This is a genomic window from Sphingobacterium sp. SRCM116780 (assembly GCF_021442025.1).
Lineage (GTDB): Bacteria > Bacteroidota > Bacteroidia > Sphingobacteriales > Sphingobacteriaceae > Sphingobacterium.
In genome coordinates, this window is record NZ_CP090446.1 from 113,647 (window position 1) to 137,253 (window position 23,607).

15 protein-coding genes are annotated in these 23,607 nt (G+C 35.3%); 10 read left to right on the forward strand and 5 right to left on the reverse strand.

Features of this window, described 5'->3' with window-relative positions:
- Positions 1-49: 49 nt before the first annotated feature.
- Complete coding sequence (locus tag LZQ00_RS00505; protein ID WP_234510906.1) at positions 50-955, reverse strand: LysR family transcriptional regulator; 906 nt, start codon at positions 953-955, stop codon at positions 50-52.
- A 354-nt stretch (positions 956-1,309) separates the two neighbouring features.
- On the opposite strand from LZQ00_RS00505, the gene LZQ00_RS00510 reads away from it, so the two are divergent.
- Positions 1,310-1,675 (forward strand): BlaI/MecI/CopY family transcriptional regulator, encoded by a 366-nt coding sequence (locus tag LZQ00_RS00510; RefSeq protein WP_234510908.1) that lies wholly within the window; start codon positions 1,310-1,312, stop codon positions 1,673-1,675.
- Between the two features lie 2 nt (positions 1,676-1,677).
- Entirely contained in the window at positions 1,678-3,615 is a 1,938-nt protein-coding gene (locus LZQ00_RS00515; protein WP_234510910.1) for a M56 family metallopeptidase, read from the forward strand.
- Positions 3,616-3,715: 100 nt separating this feature from the next.
- Here the strand turns inward: LZQ00_RS00515 and LZQ00_RS00520 are convergent, their stop codons facing one another.
- From LZQ00_RS00520 to LZQ00_RS00535, 4 genes are all read right to left on the reverse strand, one after another.
- Positions 3,716-5,770: a beta-N-acetylhexosaminidase gene (locus LZQ00_RS00520; RefSeq protein WP_317259299.1), complete on the reverse strand. Its 2,055-nt coding sequence runs from the start codon at positions 5,768-5,770 to the stop codon at positions 3,716-3,718.
- 139 nt (positions 5,771-5,909) lie between these two features.
- A complete protein-coding gene (pth, locus tag LZQ00_RS00525; protein ID WP_234510912.1) occupies positions 5,910-6,473 on the reverse strand; it encodes an aminoacyl-tRNA hydrolase in 564 nt (187 codons plus the stop codon).
- Positions 6,474-6,728: 255 nt separating this feature from the next.
- A complete protein-coding gene (locus LZQ00_RS00530) occupies positions 6,729-7,325 on the reverse strand; it encodes a 50S ribosomal protein L25/general stress protein Ctc (RefSeq protein WP_234510914.1) in 597 nt (198 codons plus the stop codon).
- A gap of 142 nt (positions 7,326-7,467) precedes the next feature.
- Positions 7,468-8,424: a ribose-phosphate pyrophosphokinase gene (locus tag LZQ00_RS00535; protein WP_234510916.1), complete on the reverse strand. Its 957-nt coding sequence runs from the start codon at positions 8,422-8,424 to the stop codon at positions 7,468-7,470.
- An 817-nt stretch (positions 8,425-9,241) separates the two neighbouring features.
- Here LZQ00_RS00535 and LZQ00_RS00540 point away from each other — a divergent pair.
- The 8 genes from LZQ00_RS00540 (at position 9,242) to LZQ00_RS00575 (ending at position 23,580) form a co-directional block, all read left to right on the forward strand.
- A complete protein-coding gene (locus tag LZQ00_RS00540) occupies positions 9,242-12,253 on the forward strand; it encodes a DUF2723 domain-containing protein (protein ID WP_234510918.1) in 3,012 nt (1,003 codons plus the stop codon).
- A gap of 365 nt (positions 12,254-12,618) precedes the next feature.
- The gene (locus LZQ00_RS00545; protein ID WP_234510920.1) at positions 12,619-14,355 is read left to right on the forward strand and encodes a GMC family oxidoreductase; all 1,737 of its coding nucleotides are present in this window, start codon (positions 12,619-12,621) and stop codon (positions 14,353-14,355) included.
- A 5-nt stretch (positions 14,356-14,360) separates the two neighbouring features.
- The gene (locus LZQ00_RS00550; RefSeq protein WP_234510921.1) at positions 14,361-14,996 is read left to right on the forward strand and encodes a gluconate 2-dehydrogenase subunit 3 family protein; all 636 of its coding nucleotides are present in this window, start codon (positions 14,361-14,363) and stop codon (positions 14,994-14,996) included.
- Positions 14,997-15,213: 217 nt separating this feature from the next.
- Complete coding sequence (locus LZQ00_RS00555; RefSeq protein ID WP_234510923.1) at positions 15,214-16,617, forward strand: APC family permease; 1,404 nt, start codon at positions 15,214-15,216, stop codon at positions 16,615-16,617.
- A gap of 415 nt (positions 16,618-17,032) precedes the next feature.
- The gene (gene pyrR / locus LZQ00_RS00560; RefSeq protein WP_234510925.1) at positions 17,033-17,581 is read left to right on the forward strand and encodes a bifunctional pyr operon transcriptional regulator/uracil phosphoribosyltransferase PyrR; all 549 of its coding nucleotides are present in this window, start codon (positions 17,033-17,035) and stop codon (positions 17,579-17,581) included.
- 29 nt (positions 17,582-17,610) lie between these two features.
- The gene (locus tag LZQ00_RS00565; RefSeq protein WP_234510927.1) at positions 17,611-18,549 is read left to right on the forward strand and encodes an aspartate carbamoyltransferase catalytic subunit; all 939 of its coding nucleotides are present in this window, start codon (positions 17,611-17,613) and stop codon (positions 18,547-18,549) included.
- Between the two features lie 249 nt (positions 18,550-18,798).
- Complete coding sequence (locus tag LZQ00_RS00570) at positions 18,799-21,834, forward strand: tetratricopeptide repeat protein (protein ID WP_234510929.1); 3,036 nt, start codon at positions 18,799-18,801, stop codon at positions 21,832-21,834.
- 6 nt (positions 21,835-21,840) lie between these two features.
- Positions 21,841-23,580, forward strand: a complete 1,740-nt coding sequence (locus LZQ00_RS00575; protein ID WP_234510931.1) for a TonB-dependent receptor — start codon at positions 21,841-21,843, stop codon at positions 23,578-23,580.
- Positions 23,581-23,607: the final 27 nt, after the last annotated feature.

The following is a 23,607-nucleotide window of genomic DNA, read 5'->3' on the forward strand; positions in this document are numbered from 1 at the left end:
TAATGTCACGCTGTTATAATTCATAATTATTATCACCTATAATGAAAAGTTATGAATAGATTTTACTTTTATGTTGTTGTATGAAGTTCATAAATTTGAGAGGCAAACTCGTTAATCCTCCAACTAAGTGTGTGATATAGAAATATCTTTCCATACTCAAGTTTTCTAATTCGATAATTTGAAGCTCCTGGTTTTTAAGCTCCTCCTGTATGGCATGAATGGATAGAAAAGCAGCTGTGTTGCTATATTTAAGATAACGTTTGATACTTTCGGAGGAAGATAATGTGATCACTATATTTAAATGTTGTATGGAGATGCTGGCTTCTTTCAGTTTGGTGTCAATGATATCACGTGTTCCTGAACCAGTCTCTCTAAAGACGAGAGGTATTTTATATAGATCATTGATCATATATTTGTCGTTGTCCAATTCAGGGTTGTCGCTTCTCGTAACCAAGACAATTTCGTCTTTTATATAAGGAGTAAATTTTAGTGAGCGATTGTCTGGTAAACCCTCCGTGATACCCAGATGGATCTCATTCTTGATGAGGAGTTCTTCCACTCGCTTTGAGTTTGCTTGAATTACTCTTATCTCATTTTTCGGAAATTGGAAATTAAACGCTACTAACAGTTTTGGAATAACATATTGTGATATTGTTGTACTTATCCCCAAAAAAAGGTTACCATTTTGTTTTCCGATTATTTCATTAATCTCATAAGTCGCTTGATTGTATTGTTCCAATATGATCTGGGCATGATGATAGAGCATCTTTCCTGCAGAAGTAAGTGCTAGTCGATTTCCTAATCGTTCGAATAAAGGTGTTCCAATCGAATTTTCTATTTCTTGAATATTTTTGCTGACTGCGGGTTGAGATATAAATAATTCGGATGCAGCCTTTGTAAAGTTGAGCGTATTTGCCGCGACATAAAAAACTTTTAACCTAAAATCGAAATCCATACAAGAGCTAATTTAATGCGTAACTGAAACCTAGTATTATCAAATCTATTAAAAAATAGATGCGCTTTGTTGTGTTAACAAAATTGTCACAATCTAAGCGGTATAATTATTTTTTGGAATAGCGTGACTCAGCTCGAATGAGTACTACCGAACAATAGTATATATAGCGCTCTAAAATGGAATAAAACAACATCTTTTTTAGGTTTTTAGAAATACAATGGTTTTGAAAAACTTTATGTTATTCTAATGAAGTGGCATTGTTTTTTAGTTCCATTTCAAAAAATAAAAATAATTTCTTTTGTTATTACGAATTTTTCGTATTATTGCGTATAAATAGTAGCTTAGTAATCAGATATGGAAAAGTTAACCGCACAAGAAGAACAAGCAATGCAAGCCATTTGGAATCTTAAGGCATGTTTTGTAAAAGAAATTTTGGATAATATCAAAGGAGAGAAGATGCCGTATACAACTTTGGCTTCTACGGTAAAAAACCTAGAAAAAAAAGGATTTGTAAAATCGGTGAAGTATGCCAATGCAAACCGATATGAACCATTGATTTCTGAGGAGAACTACAAGGACAAATTTATGCATTCCTTTGTTGGTGATTATTTTAAGAATTCGTATAAAGACATGGTTTCTTTTTTTGTGAAAGAGGAAAAACTCTCCGCATCTGAATTGGAAGAAATCGTACAAATGATTAAGGACAATAAAAGCGAATAACGATGGAAAATATCCTAAATTATGCTATTCAAATTAATGTATTGCTCAGTGTCGTATACTTAGGCTATGCTTTGTTATTAAAAAACCTAACATTTTATAAGCTGAACCGCTCTTATTTTATGGCAGGTATTTTATTTTCATTCACTTACCCTTTTTTAGATATACAATCTTGGTTTGCCAAACCTATTCCATCCGTAGGGGAGATCGCGATGGATTGGTCTATGTATTTTAGAAAAGATACTGAAACTTCAATTTTTACATTAAATAATTTACTGCTCGTCTTATTTGCAATTGGCATTTTGCTATTACTTTGCCGTTTTATTCTGCAGATGGTCAGCTTATTGCGTATTCATATTTATTCGGAACCAGCGCAATGGCAGTCTTATTTCTTCAGAAATGTTTTTATACCGATCGTCCCTTTTTCTTTTTTAAATAAAATATATGTCAATCGTGAACATCATAATGATCCTGAGTTACTAGATATTTTTAAGCATGAGGATATCCATGTAAAGGGTCTGCATTCGATTGATATTTTAATCAGTGAGTTTACTTTAATCAGCAGCTGGTTTAATCCTTTCGTATGGCTCATACGCAAAGCGATACGCGAAAATTTAGAATTCTTAACGGATCAACAGGTATTAAATAATGGCGTTGATAGACAAACATATCAATATAGTTTGCTACGTGTAAATAATAACGATGGCACCGCAGCATTGGGTAATCAATTTAGTTTTAAAACTTTAAAAAGAAGAATTATGATGATGAATAAAAAACGCTCCGCAAAAATACAAATGAGCAAATATGCTTTTATGTTACCTGTTTTTATTTTAACTGCAGGCGCTTTCACTTTAAATAAAGCAGAAGCCAAAATCATGGAAGCCATTGATGCAACTAAAGACATCAATTTAAAACCTGTTTTACCTAATATCTCAATTTTAGATTTAAGTCAAGGCACGTTGAAAGGAAAAGTGACTGGTATAAGGGTGAAAAGTGACACACTGTCTGTTAAAGCAAAACAAGATGGTGGTTCGGTTAAGATCGTTAAAAGAATAGAAATTGAAGATAATATCACCCAAGGAAATCCAATTTTAAAAAGGGATGTATTGTATGTTATGGATGGAAAGGAAATTGATGCAGAAGATATTAAGACTGTAGACCCCAATAGCATAAAAGCAATAAATGTTCTTAAAGATAAAAGTGCAACTCGCAAATATGGAGATAAAGGTAATAATGGGGTTGTAGAGATTACGAGCAGATCGAGAGAAAATTCTGTTGAGGAGGTAACAAAAGGTGACGCTGTTGGTTTATATATGGAGTCTGTTGATCATGTAGATGGAGTTAGCAAAATTAGGCTACGTGGGAAAGCGGTAGAACCATTAGTTATTCTGGACGGAAAAATCTATGATGGTGAAGTAAATTCTATTAAACCAGATAATATTGAAAGTATAGAGGTACTAAAAGACGCTTCAGCTACTGATCTTTATGGAGTTAAAGGTGGAAATGGTGTTATTTTAATCACTTCTAAGAAGGGAGAGAAGGTCGTGGGATATAGTTCTAAAAATTTTGTAGATAAAAAAGAATCTTCAAAAAATTACAAAACAATAATCTTAAACAATAAAAAACCATTCATTTTAGATGAGACTTCTTCAAATAAAAACAAGATAATGATTCGTGAAAAAGAAATAAAACCATTAATTGTTTTGGATGGAAAGCCGAAGGATAATGATTTCGATTTGAATACCATAAATCCAAACGATATTGAATCGGTTACTGTCTTAAAAGACGCTTCAGCTACTGATCTTTATGGAGCTAAAGTTGGAAATGGTGTGATTCTTGTCACGACAAAAAATGGTGACGATAAAACGGATGGAAAGTCAGGTTACAAAACCGATACTGTCACTATTATGGGAGTGAAATCAGTTGGATCCGACAAAAAATAAAATATTAAGAGGCAAATGAAGATGGAATTTGAAAAATAAGAAATATAAAAACCTTCAAAATTCTTCAATTTTGAAGGTTTTTATATTTCTTATGCTTCCGTTATCTCGATTCCGCTATGGTAAAAGGTTGATAAGGACTCAAATTGAAAGTAAAATTTCCATATGAATTTGTACCACCAACACTTCTCACTTTGGCCATTACCGTATATTTTGAATGAGGGTTATAATTTTTGACTTCAAAATTAAAGAAAAAAGGTTTGATTTTGTTCGTCCCCCTAAATTTATCAGCCAAAGCATGATGATTATCTGAAGCAATAACCTTTCCATCTTCTAAAAGCTGTACGCCATCAATTTCTAAGAAATTTTTACCTTCAGTAAAGAAAAAACCTGTTTGGATACGCCCATTTGTGTACACTTTTTTAGTTACGTCAACATTCATTTCCTTGAATTCTTCAGAAACAGTAGCAGGCGACCATTTTGATACGATATAGCCACCACTTCTATAATAATCAACCTTCAATTCGTTTAATCGATCATAATGATGATTCAATCGATTAGAGAAATTAGTGAAATCTTTCTTGTCTTTAGCTGTCCATCCTGTTTCGGCAACAGCTAATAGACGAGGGAAGTTTTGAACATTCATATCTTTTACTTCTTGGGGCAATGCAGTCCATTGATTTGCTTGTACACCTAATACCAATTTTTCTTCTTCAGACGTTAATCCTTGAGCTGGATCATAATTATAAACCCTCTCAATTGTATTGATATTATCATAAGCAAGGTCACTCATCGTACCATCATTGCGATCAGCCTGTGTGATATCGAAATATAAAGGGGCAGTAGGAGTCGCCACACTTTGAAAGCCATTCTCAACGGCTTGTTTTATGGCATCAGCACCAAGCCAACTCATAATCGCAGTCTCCTTTGGTAGATTTTTAGCATCAGCTAAAATATCATTCCATCCTAGTGGTATCTTTCCTTTACCACTGATTATTTTTGAAATTCTTGTTACAAAGTAGCTTTGAAGTTCTTGAACATTTTTGAGGTTATTTTTTTGCATGAAATCTATTACATGAGGCTCTTTTTCCCAAAGATCATGACGTACTTCATCTCCTCCAAAGTGAACATATTGACCTGGGAATAAAGAAATGACTTCGGTAAAAACATCATTTAGAAACTCATACACGATCTCTTTGGTTGGATCTAACGTATTTGGCGTAAATTGATTTCCCCAATAACCCCATGAAGAAACAAAAGGGAATATATGGTTTGGGTAAGAATGTTTATTAACTCCTAACTCTGGATATGCCAAAATTGTTGGCCAGGAATGTCCTGGAACATCAATTTCTGGAACAATCGTAATATGTCTTTCTTTAGCATATGCTACAACTTCTTTGATTTGATCTTGTGTATAAAATCCACTTCTTTCAGCTGGCTGATTCGTCGTGTGATGGAAAACAGTTGTTTTTTCAGAAGTCAATTTCGGATATTTTTTGATTTCAATGCGCCAACCTTGATCATCTGTTAAATGCCAATGAAAAGTATTCATTTTATATAGCGCCATCACATCCAAATACTTTTTAATGACATTAACACTATAAAATGTCCTGCTTGCATCTTGCATATAGCCACGCCAATGATACCTTGGAGCATCAGTGATGGTGACATTTGGAACTATCCATTTGCTATTATTTACGATAGATGTACTTTCGATCTTACTTGGTAATAATTGTCTGAGGGTTTGTGTCCCATAGTATAAACCAGTGGGTGAATTTGCTTTGACAATAATATTATTGGCTATTACATCTAATTTATATCCTTCTATTGGAATATTTTTTAAAGTTTTATCAATGACGAAGTGTATTCCTTTTTTTCTTGTACTTTCTTCTTCAATTTTAAGATCAAAACCCGTAGAAACTTTAATCAACTTTGCTAGTTCTTGTATTTCAGAACGGTTTTCTTTATTTATTAATATTAATGTTTGTGGAGTTAACGTAAATTCTCCATTGTGAGCAATGATTTCCGTAGGCTTTGGGATAATTGCAAAACGAGAATCCTGTGCTTGTAATTGATAAGAAACGAATAAAACAGCTACCGAAATAAGGTATTTCTTCTTTTTTTTTGGAAATAAAACATGATGTAATCGGATTGATATTAATTTAAGTTCGCTTAAAGTTAGAAAATCATTTTAATTGAACTGTGGAGTTTCTTATATCAAACGTTTGCGCTTTTTGGAGATGTCGCTATAAAATAAATATAAAGCCGTTCACGTAATTTAAGCAACGGCTTTATATTTATTTTGTATTCAGATTTGTCATCGTCAGTTCGATTCCGATGTTGATGAAGCTATTGATCATTTTTACAGCATGATCGATAAGTTGAGGCAGTTCTTTTTGCTCCTCGTAGTCAAAAGGGCCTAGAACATAATCGATTTGTCTTCCTTTGGGATAATTGTCACCAATCCCAAAACGAAGGCGAGGATATGCTTGACCTCCACATAATGCTTCGATTGATTTCAATCCATTGTGACCAGCTGCAGAGCCTTTAGGTTTAATGCGCAGTGACCCAAAAGGAATAGCTAGATCATCCACAATCACCAACGTGTTCTGAATAGGTACTTTCAGTAGCTGCATATAATAGTTCATGGCCTTACCACTCAAATTCATATAAGTTGTGGGTTTAATGACATAGACACTATGTCCTCGTTGTTTATATTCTGAGTAAGCCGCTAGTTTTAAGGTTGAAAAAGTCGCATTTGCCTCTTTGACAAGCTGATCAGCAACCATAAAACCAATATTATGTCGAGTATCGGCATATTCACTTCCGATATTGCCTAATCCTACGATAAGATAATTCATTGTTTAATACTTTACCTGCAAAAGTAAGGAAACCTTTTTATATACAATAGCGTTTCTGTATGAGTAACAAAGCAAAATAATTGCAATCATCATTTGATAATCAAAATTTATGTAATACAGTAACCAAAACTGAAGGAAGGGTAAACGATAAGATTGTAAGTAAAACTTCCTTGTTAATAAAAATCAAATGGATATTAATAAAAAAAGGCATCGAATTTCGATGCCTTTTGTAGGCGTTTAATAAATCTCGAGAGATTATTTTTTACCACCTTTAGTTGCTTTTGCAGCTTCTTGTTCTGCTTGACGTAAAGCACGTGACATGATAACAGATACGATTGTATCGTCAGCATTGTTTAATACTTTAGCATTTTGTAAAGTTACTTGAGCTACGCGGAATGATTTACCAACTTCTAAAGACTCCATAGGAACTTCAATCTCTTGAGGCAAGTTTCCAGGTAAAGCTTTAATACGTAATTTACGTAGTTTTTGAACTAATTTACCCCCTAATTTAACACCTGGAGAAGTTCCAGTTAATTTTACAGGAATATTTAAAGTAACTTCTTTCTCATCATTTAACTCCAAAAAGTCGATATGAGTAACTAAGTCAGTTAATGGATGGAATTGAGCGTCTTGAACAATAGCTTTTACAGTTTTTCCATCAAGGTTTAATTCTACGAATACAACCTCTGGTGTGTAAAGAACTGGTTTCAAATCAGCTGCGGATACAGACAGGTGTGTTTGTGTAGCACCACCATAAAGAACTGCAGGAATATTACCTTCATAACGCAATTCTTTTGAATCTCTTTTCCCTACGTTCTGTCTTACAGAACCGCTAATAGCAATTGATTTCATGTTTAATTTTTATTAAATTTTGAGGTGCAAAGATATGTATTTAATTGGATAATAAAATACTGATTGCTATTATTTTAAATAAAAAACGAATCTCTATGATGGAGATTCGTTTTTTATTATACATTGATTTCTATATCAGCGATTAATCAATCGTGAATAAATCTGAGATAGAACTATGTTGATTTACATTTTTAATCGCTTTTCCAAATAAATCTGCTGTAGATAACACTCTAATTTTAGTAGACTGTTTCATTTTTTCAGGATCTAATTGAATCGTATCTGTAACAATCATTTCAGACAATACCGAATTCTCAATTGTTTCATATGCTTTACCAGATAATACAGCATGTGTACATACTGCTCTTACTGATCGAGCACCACTTTCCATGATTAATGCAGCAGCTTTTGATAAAGTTCCAGCAGTATCACAGATGTCATCGATCAATACAACATCTTGACCTGTTACATCACCAATGATTGACATAGATTCAATTTCATTGGCACGTTTACGGCGTTTATCACAAATAATAACTTCAGCATTGAAGAATTTTGCAAATGTACGAGCACGGTATGAACCTCCCATATCTGGAGATGCAATCGTCAGGTTTGGAAGGTTAAGTGACTTGATGTAAGGAACGAAGATAATGGAACCATCTAAGTGATCAACAGGAATATCAAAGAAACCTTGGATTTGAGCAGCATGTAAGTCCATTGTCATGATTCGAGAGGCACCTGCTGCTGTGATCAGGTTCGCGATCATTTTTGCTCCAATGGCTACACGTGGTTTATCTTTACGATCTTGACGAGCAAAACCAAAATAAGGAACCACTGCAGTGATGTAATGTGCTGAAGCACGTTTTGCTGCATCAATCATCAATAATAATTCAAACAAATTATCGGTTGGTTGATTGGTTGATTGAACGATGAATACATCACTTCCACGAACGGATTCATTGTAAAAAGGTTGGATTTCTCCATCGCTAAAACGAGATAAACTCTTGTCACCAAGAGGCTTTCCATAAGCAGTAGCGATTTTTTCTGCCAATTCTGTAGTGCCAGAACCAGCGAATAACTTAACCGTGTTGAATTGCAAAGGCATGGTTTTTATTTTTGATATAGTGGATTAGAATAGAATTTTCTGTTAGTATGTTGCCAATTACTTTCTAATGATTTAAAAAAAATGGATTGTCTTTTTACAACAATCCATTTTTTTTAAAGTTGCTCGACCTGGATTCGAACCAAGACAAACAGTACCAAAAACTGTCGTACTACCCTTATACTATCGAGCAATCTATCTTAAAAATAAGAGTAGCCTTCACTACCGAATCTTTTCGATGCTGCAAAGTTATATAAATGTTTTTAATTTCAAAACTCGATTTCAAAAAAAATGAAAAGGCTGTCAAAACACAACGTATACGAAATACTAAAATATAGTTGCACAGGGTTTATCGGGTTGTAGCTTATGATCCCTTAGATTTTCCAAAAGTAACTTGGGATCCTACTTTGAATCGATTTTAAAAAGAAAAGGCTTACCTAAGTAAGCCTTTTTAAATGTTGCTCGACCTGGATTCGAACCAAGACAAACAGTACCAAAAACTGTCGTACTACCCTTATACTATCGAGCAAACATTATCAAAAATGGAACACTATGGAAGCGTGTCGGTCACTTTTGATGATGCAAATATACGGCGCTTTTTCATTTCTGCAAATAAAAAAAATCGAATAAATGTATTTTAATTGATTCTCAGGCTAATAATTTTAAAATACATTCGTTACGTATTGGAGATAGAGGCAATTCTAGACTAAGAAGAAGTAACAAATTTGAATTTTATAGGATAAAAAAATATAATTTAATTCGTTTGTTATTAAATATCCTTATTTTCGGTGCGTATTATAATCTTTATACAGTATAATTTATGAACTATACTAAAATTAATAATGTTTTAGGGTGGGCTTGTGCTATTATAGCAACAGTCACTTATATGTTAACCGCCGAACGGTCAACGAGTTGGTGGGATTGTGGTGAGTTTATAGCTTCCGCATATAAAATGCAGATTGTTCACCAGCCAGGTGCTCCTTTATTTTTGATGATTCAAAATATATTCTCAAATCTTGCCTTAGGTGATGTTACACGTATCGCTTTTTGGATGAATGTGGGTTCTGGTGTATGTAGTGGTATCACTATTTTATTTTTGTTTTGGACGATTACTGCATTAGCACGAAAAGTCGTAACAAAAACTGTAGAAGGAGACTACTCGAGCGCCGATTTGATCAAGATTTTTGGATCAGGTTTGGTAGGTGCATTGGCGTATGCTTTCTCAGATACATTTTGGTTCTCCGCAGTAGAGTCCGAAGTATATGCGATGTCTTCATTATGTACTGCTGTTGTATTCTGGGGCATCTTGAAGTGGGAGAATCATGCAGATGAACCAGGTTCAGATCGTTGGTTGATTTTTATCGCCTATGTAATGGGATTGTCTATTGGTGTCCATTTATTGAACTTGCTTGTTATTCCAGCAATTGCTTTGGTGATCTATTTTAAAAGAGCAAAAACAGTTACAAGTAAAGGTGCTATCCAATCATTCTTATTAGGTGTTGTTGTACTAGCGGTTATTCTATGGGGTGTCATTCAATACTCCGTTAAATTTGCTGCCTATTTTGATTTATTCTTCGTGAATTCTTTAGGAATGGGCTTTGGTACTGGATTTTCTTTCTTTGTTATTCTGTTAGTCGGATTATTAGCATATGGCATTTGGTATTCTATCAAAAAAGTGAAGCCAATTCTAAATATAGTGCTTATCGGTGCATCCTTTATTATTTTTGGTTATAGTTCTTTCGCTATGATCATGATTCGTGCAAAGGCCAATCCTACTTTAAATAACAGTGATCCTGAAAATGCTTTTACATTCTTGAGTTATTTGGGACGTGAGCAATATGCAAGCGAACCTTTGTTTAAAGGACCTAACTTTGATTCTAAAATTACAGGTGTAGAACCTACCTATTCGTATAGAAAAGATCAAGATAAATACACCAAAATACAAACAGGTTCCACTTATCAATACGATAAGGAAGTCTTGTTTCCAAGGGTATATAGTAATCGCGATGGACATCCTGGCTATTATGCTGATTTCTTGAAATTAGGTGAAGGTCAATCTCCTACATTTGGCGATAACCTGAAATTCTTTTTTAGTTATCAAATAGGACATATGTATGGACGCTATTTCTTATGGAACTTTGCAGGACGTCAAAATGACCAGCAAGGTCATGGCACCTTTACGGAAGGGAATTGGATTTCGGGGATTAAGCCTATTGACCAAATGCTCGTAGGCGGACAAAACGCCATTCCTGATTCGTTGAAAACAGATCCATCGAATAATAAATATTATTTCTTGCCCTTGATTATTGGTCTAATTGGTGCTTTTTGGCACTTTGGTAAAAGACAAAAAGATGCTGGTGTTGTTGGACTATTGTTCTTTTTTACGGGTTTAGCTATTGTATTATACTTAAATCAGAGTCCTTTACAACCTCGTGAACGTGATTACGCTTATGCAGGTTCTTTCTATGCATTTGCCATTTGGATCGGATTGGGGGTGTTTGCAATAGCAGATTTTCTAGGAAAGAAAATGAATCCAAAAACTGCTGCTGGATTGACAACGGTAGCTTGTTTGTTAGCAGCTCCAGTTTTATTGGCAAAAGAAAACTGGGATGATCATGATCGTTCACATAAATTAACTGCTCGCGATTTGGCAAAAGATTATTTAGAATCTTGTGCTCCAAATGCGATTTTATTCACTTATGGTGATAACGACACCTATCCATTGTGGTATGCACAAGAGGTAGAAGGTATACGTACAGATGTTCGTGTGGTGAATCTAAGCTTATTGAGTGCTGATTGGTACATGGAACAAATGCAGTATAAAGCGAACAATGCCGATGCACTACCGATTAATATTGATAAAGAGAAATTTAAAAAAGGTGTTCGTGATGTGATGTATTATCAAGATGTACAAGTTCCAGGACATGTTGATTTGAACCTGGTATTACAGATTATGCTTTCCGATGATCCTAAAAATAAGGCGCAGTTAAATACAGGAGAGTTTGAGAATTTCTTACCAACGAAAAACCTTTCTTTGGCTGTAGATAGAAATGCAGTTATTCAAAATAAAGTAGTGCCTAAAGAATGGGAAAGCTCAATTACAGATACCTTAACATGGACCTATAATAAAGGATATGTAACGCGTGCAGAATTATCTATTTTATCTATTCTAGCGCACAATAACTGGAAACGTCCTATTTATTTTGCAACCACTGTTCCCAATGATAATTATTTAGGTTTAGATAAGTATTTAGTACAGGAAGGTTTTGCATTGCGTTTGATGCCGATTAACGTAGCTAAAGAAAATGAAGGATCTGTGATTAATACAGATGCAGCATATACAGATATCACAAAGAAATATGCTTGGGGTAATTTTGCGACATCACCTTATTTGGATCCTGAATCGTACCGTATGTTGAGTTTGATTACCAATACAATAACAGGTAGTACCGCTACGCAGTTATTAGAACAAGGAAAAGCAAAAGAAGCCAAAGAAGTTGCGGTATTGACTTATGAGAAAATGCCAAAACGTGTTTTCTTGATGCGTGATGCTTTAAGTTATGCACTAGTTATTAATGTATTGTATAGTGTGGGAGAAAATCAGAAAGCAAATGATATTGTTAGTCGTAATTTGTTATTCTTAAAACAAAATATGGCTTATTATAATGACATCGCTCAAACGAAAGCAGAATTAGAATACGCAAATATTCAAACAGCGCTTCGAACACTAGGAGCCTATAAAAGTATTTTATCACAAACGAAAGAGACGAAACTTCTACAAGAAGTAACTCAACTTGAAAATGGTTATAAAAAACAATTTGGATTAGAATAAATCAAAATTTGAAAAGGGGCTTACATTTCGTAAGCCCCTTTTTTTGTGCCTTAATTTTATACTTAAAAATAGTGATCGACTAGCTCTTACGTGAATCCGGATCACCGACGTATTCGCATAACCTATACAACTTTGTCTAAAGGGCTTTTTTGAAGAATTCTAATTAATACCATCGGTGGTTTCAATTGTAAAGTCTTGTTTACAATCTGCTAAAACGATAAAATTGTTTTGAAATGTCAAGTGTTTTCAATAATTTGTACCTTTATCTAGCAATTATTGATAACCAAAATTTTTGGAGGGTTAAGCTCAAATAACCAAATTTTATGGTCAAACTAAACTAAACCTTCAAAAACAAAAAGTAGATTATGGTAAATTATCAAATAAAAGAAAGTGCAGAAGTCTATGATGCTATTGTCGTTGGATCAGGAGCTGGTGGGGGTATGGCAGGTTACATCTTAGCAAATGCAGGTCTTAAAGTATTGATGTTGGAGGCTGGACCTTTTTATGATCCAGCAAAAGACTCGTTGCAATTACGTTGGCCTTGGGAATCTCCACGTAGAGGAGCTTCTACTACGCGCCCTTTTGGGGACTTTGATGCCTTATTCGGTGGATGGCAAATTGAAGGAGAACCTTATAGTCAGGTGGATGGAACGGAATTTGAATGGTTTCGTGCACGAATGCTTGGAGGTCGTACCAACCACTGGGGACGTATATCTTTGCGTATGGGACCTGATGATTTCAAACCAAAAGATGGTGTAACCGCAGAATGGCCGATTACGTATGATGAGGTTAAACCATTTTATGATCGTGTCGATCGAATGATTGGTGTTTATGGTACCGTAGAAGGAATTCATAACGAACCCGATGGGATCTTTATGAAACCACCAAAGCCAAGGCTAAATGAATTATATATAGCAAAAGGAGCTAAAAAAGCAGGAGTACCGGTTATACCAGGTAGAGGAGCTGTCTTGACCGAAGTATCGAAGGAAATTAAAGGTAGGGGGACTTGTTTTTACTGTGGGCAATGTGGCCGTTCTTGTAAAGTGTATGGTGACTTTTCTTCATCTTCTTGTCTGGTTATTCCAGCTATGAAGACTGGAAATTTAAAAGTAATCGATAACGCCATGGTGCGTGAAGTCCTGACAAATGATGAAGGGATAGCGATAGGAGTTTCTTATGTAGATACCAAAGATTTGCAAGAATACTCTGTGAAAGGGAAAACGGTTATTTTGGGAGCTAGTGCTTGTGAAAGTGCGCGTATTATGCTTAACTCAAAATCAAAATCCCACCCAGGGGGTGTTGGAAATAGCAGTGGAGTCGTTGGGAAGTATCTCCATGATTCAACTGGCGCTAGTCTTTCTGGTTTTTTACCGCAACTATTAGATCGCAAACGATACAATGAAGACGGTGTTGGTAGTGTGCATATTTATTCTCCTTGGTGGGGAGAAAACAAGAACTTAAATTTCCCTAGAGGTTACCATATTGAATACGGTGGTGGTTTACATATGCCTTCTTATGGCTTTTTAAATTGGGTGCCTAAGGTAAATCAACATGCAAAAGGTGCTGATGGAAAAAATAAACCACAAGGAGGATATGGAGAGTCATTAAAACAGGATTATAATAGTTTCTATGGTGCAAATGTAGGTATGGCGGGAAGAGGAACGGCACTGGCGAGAATTGATAACTATTGTGAAATCGATCCTACTAAAGTGGATAAATATGGTATTCCTGTATTACGCTTTCATTATAAATGGGCGAATGAAGAAATTGCGCAAGCCAAACATATGCAGGAGACGTTCCAGTCGATTATGCATGAAATGGGAGCGGTGGTTACTTCAAAGATGCCAGGTGCAGATACGTTGTATGGTTTAGAAGCCCCAGGTAAAATTATTCATGAAGGTGGAACAACGCGTATGGGTAATGATCCTAAAACCTCAGCCTTGAATAAATGGGGACAAGCACATGATTGCAAAAATCTGTTTGTGGTAGATGCGGGACCTTTTGTTCAACAAGGGGATAAGAACCTGACTTGGACAATATTGGCATTGTCTATGCGAACAGCAGAATATATTTTACAAGAGAAGAAAAACTTAAATAGCTAAGACTCATGAACAGAAGAGAATCACTAAAAGCATTAGGTCTGATCGCTGCAGGAACTGGCCTATTGGCAGAATCATGTAACTCTGACAACAGTAAAGGCGCAGTGGCGGCATCTCCTAAGGATAAACTTCCAGGTGTTCAGGATTTTGAGTATGAACGTACAAAAGCACTGTTAGAAGAGAAATTTTTCAATGAACATGAATTTGCTACAATTACGGTTCTTGCAGATATCATTATACCAAAGGACGCCACTTCAGGAAGTGCTTCGGACGCTGGAGTACCAGATTTCATCGAGTTTATTGTCAAAGATCTACCAGATAACAAAATTCCAATGCGTGGCGGGTTAAAATGGTTGGATGTACAGTGTCAGAAAAGATATGGACAGGCTTTCATTAAGTGTAAAGAAAAAGAACAATTGGCTATCGTTGACGACATTGCTTATCCAGAACTAGCGAAACCTGAAATGCAACAAGGAGTATCGTTCTTCTCGTTGATGCGTAATTTAACATCTTCTGGATTTTATACCAGTGAAATTGGCGTGAAGGCGATAGGATTTCAAGGAAATACACCCGGCGTTTGGACAGGTGTTCCAGATGATGTTTTAAAACAACATGGCTTTGATCCTACGAAATTTTTTGGATAAAATATTTCGTAAAAACCAAGTCTATAAGATTAACATTCATATGACCCCTCTTGGGGTAAAAACACGGTTATGATAAGTTTCATAACCTTGTTTTTTTACTCTCATCATTCGTTTTGATTGCCGCAGTTTTATTTGTTTGTAAATCAATTGTTTTTCAAGAATATTTGTAAGTTTGTTAACAGGTAACCAACCTAAATGTAAGAATTAACAATTCAAGATGAATCGACAACTCAAACTTTGGGATGCTATTATGATTGTAATGGGATCCATGATTGGAAGTGGAATTTTTATTGTTTCATCGGATATGATGCGACAATTGGGTTCAGGATGGTGGGTGATAATTGTTTGGCTAATTACCGCTGTTATGACAGTTTCAGCGGCCATTTGTTACGGTGAGTTATCTTCCTTATTTCCTAAAGCTGGTGGTCAGTACACCTATTTGACCGAGGTTTTTGGCAAAATGACAGGCTTCCTATATGGATGGAGTTTGTTTACCGTGATCCAAACCGGAACAATTGCCGCGGTTGCGGTCGCTTTTGGGAAATTTGCTGCTTATTTGATTCCTCAGCTAAATGATGCAGCCCCTCTTTATGAAAATGGTTCTTTTAAAATTACCTGGATTCAAATACTCGCTATTTTCATTATCCTGATACTCACATTTATCAACACCAAAGGAGTGAGAAGCGGAAAAATCATTCAGTCATTCTTTACTTCTTCCAAAATAATTGCTCTTATTCTTTTGATTATAGGTGGGGTTTTTATGATCAAGGAAAATCATTTTTCTGAAAACCTGAGCTATGGATTAGACTCCTTTCAAAACTTAAAAGGAGAAGGATGGACTGGTATAAGTGGTGGTTTACTTCTTGGAGGTATTGCGGCAGCAATGGTAGGTTCCGTTTTTAGTAGCGTTGCTTGGGAGAATGTCACCTTTATTGCTGGAGAAATTGATAATCCAAAGCGTAATGTTGTACGTGCGATGGTGATCGGAACCTCCTTAGTTATGTTGTTGTATTTATTCTGTAATTATGTTTATCTATCGGCATTAAATAGAGAGGAGATTGCATTCGCTGTCAACGACCGCGTAGCAGTAGCTACTGCCCAAAAGATATTAGGAGGAACAGGAACAATTATTATGGCTATTTTGGTGATGATCTCCACGTTTGGCTGTGTCAATGGTATCGTACTTTCTGGAGCTCGTGTCTTTCAACGGATGGCAAAAGATGGCCTGTTTTTGAAACAAGTTATTCCAAATAACAAAAATGAAGTACCAGAAAGATCGTTATGGATACAGGGTATCTGGGCTTCTCTGCTTTGTCTAAGCGGTCAGTATGGAGATTTGCTAGATATGATATCTTTTGTGATTGTACTCTTCTATATGATCACTGTTTTTGCTGTAATTTGGTTAAGAATCAAAAAACCACAACTGGAACGTTCTTATAAAACATTCGGATATCCTATTGTTCCATTGATTTATTTATTGATTGGAGGCACATTTTGTATCCTCCTGATTTTATATAAACCTCAATACACGTGGCCAGGTTTTATCCTCATCGTTTTAGGTCTCCCTGTTTATTGGTTGATCAATAAGCGGGGTGCTGACGTTGGTAAAGAAATAGAATAGGTTGTAAGGACATCCATTCAGTTTGTAAGACACCTTGACCTTTTTCTAACCTTCTTCGTACTTTCTTCTAACCAACTTCGGAGTTTCAATACACCTGGAACACTTTTTTACCGCTATTGCACCGCCTTTTTCCCGATGCAGGTGTGGTAAAAGAGTGGTGCAAGAGCGGTGTAAAGGTGTTGGGCGCTAGAAGAAAGTCCGAAGTTGGTTAGAAGTTGATCCAAATTTGGTATCTGAGCAGATCATTTAAAAAGTTGTTGAAATCGTTTGTGTCTGCACTATAGTCAATAAGATCAGAAAAAAGGATCAGTCTCTATTTTTTAAGTGATTGATTATGCATAGACTCGGCAATAAAAGTCTGCTATAATTCGGTTTTTTTCAAAAAAAGTAGTACGTTTGCTTAAATATTCCCTTAATGAAACAATCGATTTTATTAGATGGACCAAAATTTCAGATCACCATTCAAAGACTATGTCGTCAATTGATTGAGAATCATGGTGATTTTTCAAATACCGTTATCATTGGTATACAGCCTCGAGGAACTTTCTTAGCCAAACGTATTGTCAAAGAATTGGAACACATGTTAGGCGCATCAATTTTAAATGGCGATTTGGATATTACATTTTATCGTGACGATTTTCGAAGAAAAGGTAACGATGGTCCCATTCTAGCTAATAGTACAAATATCAATTTTATAATAGAAGGTAAAAAGGTCATTTTAATGGATGACGTTCTTTGGACTGGTCGAACCATTCGTTCCGCGATGGATGCTATTCAAGCGTTTGGTCGTGCAGAGCGTATCGAATTGCTGGTATTGGTGGATCGCCGTTTCTCGAGGCAGATACCGATTCAACCGGATTATATCGGGATACAAGTTGATTCTATTGATTCACAAAAAGTAATTGTCAATTGGCAGGAGTCAGAGAATCAAGATAGCATCACGTTAGTAACTGAGAAGAAATAGAATAAAGAAAATTTTGAATACGTTATACAATGTCATCAACAGCTGAACAATTAAGTACACGTCATTTATTAGGAATAAAGGATTTGAATGAATCTGATATTCAATTGATTCTAAATACAGCAAGCAATTTTAAAGAAATATTAAACAGACCGATAAAAAAAGTTCCTTCTCTTCGTGATATCACGATTGCGAATGTCTTTTTTGAGAACTCTACACGCACGCGCTTATCATTTGAGTTGGCTGAGAAAAGGCTTTCTGCTGATATTGTTAATTTTGCTGCTTCATCATCTTCTGTGAGTAAAGGAGAGACATTAATCGATACTGTTAATAACATCTTAGCGATGAAGGTCGATATGATTGTGATGCGTCATCCCTATGCTGGAGCAGGCGTGTTTTTGAGTAAACATGTGAATGCACAGATTGTCAATGCCGGTGATGGAGCACATGAACATCCAACGCAAGCATTATTGGATTCGTTTTCCATTCGTGAACGTTATGGAGATGTAGCGGGACGCAAAGTCGCGATTATAGGCGATATCACGCACTCACGTGTGGCACTATCAAATATCCTATGTCTTCAAAAACAAGGAGCAGAAGTAATGGTTTGTGGGCCAACAACGTTGATCCCTAAATATATTTCATCTCTAGGCGTTAAAGTCGAATATGATTTGATGAAAGCGCTGAATTGGTGTGATGTGGCGAATATGTTGCGTATCCAGTTAGAAAGACAAGACATTGCTTATTTTCCTTCCTTACGTGAATATTCGATGTTATATGGGTTAAATAAACAGCTATTAGATTCCTTGGATAAAGAAATTACAATTATGCATCCAGGACCAATCAATAGAGGGGTGGAGATTACGTCCGATGTGGCCGATAGCCAACATTCGATTATATTAGATCAAGTCGAAAATGGAGTCGCAGTCCGTATGGCAGTTCTTTATTTATTAGCAGGACAGCGCGGGTAATAAATCGATAATCAATAAAGAAAAATATGCCTGATTTTTATTTTAAATCAGGCATATTTTTTTTGTATTAAATACGTTATATAGTAACTATGTTAACAATTGTTAATAACTTTTGAGGAAAACTTCTTATTTAACGCTTAATTTAGTACTTTGAAAAATACTATGGATTTTACTTTACTTTCCTAGGATATCTGAAAGGTAGGGAACATTCAATACAAAATAAAAAACAGATAAAATATTTTACATATTATGTATAAAAAGATTTACCAGGTAGGGTTTGCGCTAAGTTTGATGGCGACACCAGCGTTAGCACAGCAAACAGAATGGCAACAAATCAATAAAGCATACAAGTCCGGAATGGAGTTGTTGGAAAGAGGTAAGTTTACCTCTGCTTCCGAACAATTTAATCGTGTTGAAGCACTACGTACAAAATCCTCTTTGCAATTAGATGAAACTGAAGAATTGACATTGTTGAAAGAGAATGTTCGTTACTATCAAGCTGTTTGTGCTTTAGAGTTAGGTGAGACGAATGCGGAAGGTCAATTTCTGAAATATATTAAAGACTATCCGGCAAGTGCCAATGCTAAAGCAGCATATTTCCAAATTGGAAAATCTTATTATGCAAAAAAGGATTATGTAAAAGCAATCGAATGGTTTACGAAGATTGAAAGCAAAAATCTTGCAGGTAATGAAAGTTTAGAATATCGTTTTAAATTAGGTTATTCTTATTTTACGACTAAAAACTATACCACAGCTAAACCACTCTTTGAAGCATTAAAAGATCAAAAATCTGAATATCAGGAAGCATCAATCTATTATTATGCCTATTTATGTTATTTAGACGCGGAATATAAAACTGCTTTGAATGAATTTGAACGCTTAAATGGTTCGAAAACATTTGAAACAAGTTATCCTTACTATATTACAGCTTTATATTTCTTGGATAAACGTTATGATGATGTTTTGGATTATGCATTACCTATTTTGCAGAGTACAAAACAAGAAAATGAAACGGAGATGTTCCGTATTGTAGCGGCAACATACTTTATCAAAGGCGATTTAAAATCTGCTAAAAATTACTACGATAAATTTCAAGCACAAGATCAAGGAAAAACCCAAAATAATCAAGATAGTTATCAAATCGGTTATATCGCTTATAAATTGAAAGATTATGATAAGGCGATTCTGGAGTTGGAGAAAATGACGGAACCAGATGCATATTATCAAAGTGCGATGATTACGTTAGGAGATTCATTCTTGAAAAAAGGAAATAAGCAATCTGCACGTAATGCTTTTTTCAAAGCATCGAAATTGGATTTTGATAAAGACATGCAAGAAGAAGGTTTATTCAACTATGCTAAACTTTCTTATGAACTAGAATTTCACCAAGTAGCTTTGGCTTCGACACAAGAATATTTAAAAACGTATCCAAAGTCAAAACGTCAGGAAGAAGCCAAAACGTTGTTAGCAGAAGTTTTATTAAGCACTAAGAATTACCGCGATGCGGTTGATATTTTGGAAACTATTCCAAAAAGAGGAAAAGAAGCAAATGCTGCTTATCAAAAAGTAACTTACTACCGTGGTTTAGAATATTATAATGAACGTGCTTTTGAAAATGCGATTTCTCTCTTTATGCGTTCCGAAGCAAATCGTTATGATGAAGAAATCTATGCTTTAGCAACTTATTGGAAAGCTGAAGCTATGTATGAAGTACGTAAGTATGGTGAAGCAGTAACTAATTTTAATAAATTTTTACGTTTACCAGCAGCAAGTAAAACAGATGTGTATAACTATGCTAATTATGCATTGGCTTATGCGGCATTTAGAAATGAAAATTACAATACCTCAGCGAATTATTTCGAACGGTTCTTAGCGACTGGCGGTTCTCAAGGAATTGAGCTCAATACCCGTAATGATGCAATTGCTCGTCTTGGAGATTCGTATTTTTCTGCTAAAAACTATGGCAAAGCCATGGAACAATATGATAAGCTGATCAATGCGAAAGCTGCTAGCCAAGATTATGCCTTATTCCAACGCGGTATCATCCAAGGATTACAAGGTAATAACAATGGCAAGATTGCAACATTGAATTCTGTTATCTCAAAATATCCGTCTTCAAATTATGCAGATGATGTTGCTTTTGAGATTCCTTATACTTACTTCTTGATGGGACAGTCAGAGCAGGCGATTTCGGGTTTGCAAACGATGGTAGAGAAATACCCGCGTAGTAGTTATGTTCCACGCGCATTGGTAACCATTGGTTTAGTTCAATATAACCAAGATAATAATGACGCGGCATTAAAAACTTTCCAACGTGTGGTCGATCAGTATGCAACTACAGACGAAGCGAAGCAAGCGATGCGCTCTATTGAAAATATCTATTTGGATAATAGCGATGCTACTGGATATATACAATATGCTACAGGTACCAACATCGGAGACTTACCGAAAGCGGAACAGGATAGCCGTACATTTGCAGTCGCAACGACTTTATTTTCAAGGTCGAATTATAAAGGTTCGGTAGAAGCTGTGAATGCTTATTTTGATAAATTTCCAAAACCAATTCAAGAGAAATATGCACGTTTTATTCGTGCAGAAAGTAATGCCGCTTTGGGTAATACCGATGAAGCTCTTCATGATTACAATATTATCTTGAATGATTGGACAAGTGCTTATACTGAGCGTACTTTAGTGAGTGTGTCACAATTGTACTTGAAACAGAAAAAATATAATGAGGCGACTCAATTGTTGAAAAAACTTGAGCTGACTTCTGAATATAAATCAAATTATAGCTATGCGATCAATAATTTAATGGTCAGCTATTTTGAAATAGGAGATTACAAAGAAGCATTGAACTATTCAACCGCTGTTAAAAACTACGAAAAATCATCAGAAGAAGAGATTGCAAATGCTTACTTATATGCTGGTAAAGCTTATTTGAAACAAAGCAAACGTACGGAAGCATTAAAGGAATTTAATTTAGCCGCATTAAAGAGCCGTACAATTGTTGGCGCAGAAGCACGATACAATGTGGCTTTAATGCAGTATGAGAACAAAGAATACGATTTGGCAATCAAATCAGCATTTGATGTCTCAGACTCCTTTTCATCGTATGATTATTGGGTAGCGAAAAGCTTTATTTTAATGGCTGATGCATACGTAGGCAAAGGAGATAATTTCCAAGCGAAATCTACTTTAGAAAGTGTGATTGAGAACTATGAGGGTAAGGACGATATTTTGCCTACAGCAAAAGCTCGTTTAGAACAATTGAACAAAAAGAAATAGGAAATAATGAAGAAGTTGCACAATACAACAGTGAAGAAATATACATTAGCAACCTTGTTACTGGGAGCTGGACTACCTTCCTTTGCACAAGAAACACCAAAGAAAGTCGACCCTGCAACACCAGTGACGATAGATTCTTTTGATGTCGTTCGTGACTATAAGCCTATTCTTGCTGATGCGGTAAAAATCCGTCGTAGCCCTGATATGACCAATAAAAGAGAGTATCAACCGAAGTTAAGCTACAATAATATAACAGATAAGAAGCTCGACATCAATACGGGTTTGAAAGAATTGAATGTAAAAGAATTACCTTTTTCTCAACCTGCAGATCAGACGAGTAATTATATCAAATTAGGTGTTGGTAATTTCAATACCATTTTAGGCGAAGCATACTTAGCTGTTGATAAATTTGAGAACACACGCTTTGGATTATTTGCTAAACACTTGAATCAAAAAGGAGATATCGAAGGACAAAAATTTTCTACGCAAGATATTGGTATTTTTGGTCGTCGCGTTTACCAACCTTTTACTTTAAATGGTACTTTGGGTTATAATCGTTACGCTACAAACTTTTACGGACAGGTGTTTGATCAAACAAACACAACGTTGTTGAATATGACACCAGAACAGCAAACGTTTAATGATATTTACTTTAATGGCGAATTGACTAGTAATGTTGATCCTGAAAAAGAAGGGTCAGTAAGTTACTCTGCTAAAGCAGATGCCTATTTATTCAAGGATAAGTATAATGCAAAAGAGAATTCCATAGCTATTTCGGGTTATCTGAACAAAAAAATAAATACATTCAATGTTGGTGCTAATTTAAGTGCGAGCTTTAATTCGGTAAACGATGAAGTAGCAACGAAAAATCATGTTGCGAATATCAATCCTTATATTCGATTTAAAGGAGATAACTACAATGTAACATTAGGCGCTAATTTGGTTTCTGAGTTTGGTGATGTTAGTCGTTTTAATGTGTTTCCAGCTGTAGAAGCTGATTTCGCTTTAGTTCCCCAATATGCACATTTATTTGCAGGAGTAAATGGAGGTGTGAAACAAGGTTCTCTTCGTGGATTTGCGAAAGAAAATCCATATTTAAATAGTGGTATTGACATTCAGAATACTCTTGAAAAACTACATGTATATGGTGGTATTAAAGGAAATGCAGGAGCCAACTTTGGTTATAAAGTAAAAGTGTTCTACAAACAGATCGAAGGACTTCCATTATTTGTCAATAGTGCTGATACAGTATCGAATGGAGGATTTGTACCTTATAAATTCGATGTTGTATACGATGGCTTAGGCAACAAAGCAACACATTTTGGTGTAGAAGGTGAAATCAATATTCGTTTATCACAATTGGTTAATCTTGGTGGAAAAATCAATATTGATGACTATAAAGTGACTACTTATGAGGAAGCTTGGTCATTGCCAAAATTCCGTTTCTTAGCCAATGCAAGATTCAATATATCAGATAAATTCTTTGTAGATGCTGAGTTGTCAACACAAGGTCAGACCTATGCATTAGCATATGATTACGTTGATGGAACCAATCGCTCAGCAACTGCTTCGAAAGTAACGATACCTTCTTTTGCAGATTTTAATGCAGGAGCAGAATACCGTATTAAAAAACAATTAGGTGTATTTGTAAAAGCAAATAATATCTTTGGAAAAGAATACGAACGTTATTTATATTATCCACGTTTAGGTTTTAACGTAATTGGTGGTATAAACTTTTCTTTTTAATACAAGAAGATGATAACTTTGCGAAGG

Bases quoted from the DNA above. Each gene is read 5' to 3' on its own strand.
- LZQ00_RS00505 (WP_234510906.1), bottom strand. From the start codon at position 955: ATGGATTTCGATTTTAGGTTAAAAGTTTTTTATGTCGCGGCAAATACG.
- LZQ00_RS00510 (WP_234510908.1), top strand. From the start codon at position 1,310: ATGGAAAAGTTAACCGCACAAGAAGAACAAGCAATGCAAGCCATTTGG.
- LZQ00_RS00515 (WP_234510910.1), top strand. From the start codon at position 1,678: ATGGAAAATATCCTAAATTATGCTATTCAAATTAATGTATTGCTCAGT.
- pth (WP_234510912.1), bottom strand. From the start codon at position 6,473: ATGAATTATCTTATCGTAGGATTAGGCAATATCGGAAGTGAATATGCC.
- LZQ00_RS00530 (WP_234510914.1), bottom strand. From the start codon at position 7,325: ATGAAATCAATTGCTATTAGCGGTTCTGTAAGACAGAACGTAGGGAAA.
- LZQ00_RS00535 (WP_234510916.1), bottom strand. From the start codon at position 8,424: ATGCCTTTGCAATTCAACACGGTTAAGTTATTCGCTGGTTCTGGCACT.
- LZQ00_RS00540 (WP_234510918.1), top strand. From the start codon at position 9,242: ATGAACTATACTAAAATTAATAATGTTTTAGGGTGGGCTTGTGCTATT.
- LZQ00_RS00545 (WP_234510920.1), top strand. From the start codon at position 12,619: ATGGTAAATTATCAAATAAAAGAAAGTGCAGAAGTCTATGATGCTATT.
- LZQ00_RS00550 (WP_234510921.1), top strand. From the start codon at position 14,361: ATGAACAGAAGAGAATCACTAAAAGCATTAGGTCTGATCGCTGCAGGA.
- LZQ00_RS00555 (WP_234510923.1), top strand. From the start codon at position 15,214: ATGAATCGACAACTCAAACTTTGGGATGCTATTATGATTGTAATGGGA.
- pyrR (WP_234510925.1), top strand. From the start codon at position 17,033: ATGAAACAATCGATTTTATTAGATGGACCAAAATTTCAGATCACCATT.
- LZQ00_RS00565 (WP_234510927.1), top strand. From the start codon at position 17,611: ATGTCATCAACAGCTGAACAATTAAGTACACGTCATTTATTAGGAATA.
- LZQ00_RS00570 (WP_234510929.1), top strand. From the start codon at position 18,799: ATGTATAAAAAGATTTACCAGGTAGGGTTTGCGCTAAGTTTGATGGCG.
- LZQ00_RS00575 (WP_234510931.1), top strand. From the start codon at position 21,841: ATGAAGAAGTTGCACAATACAACAGTGAAGAAATATACATTAGCAACC.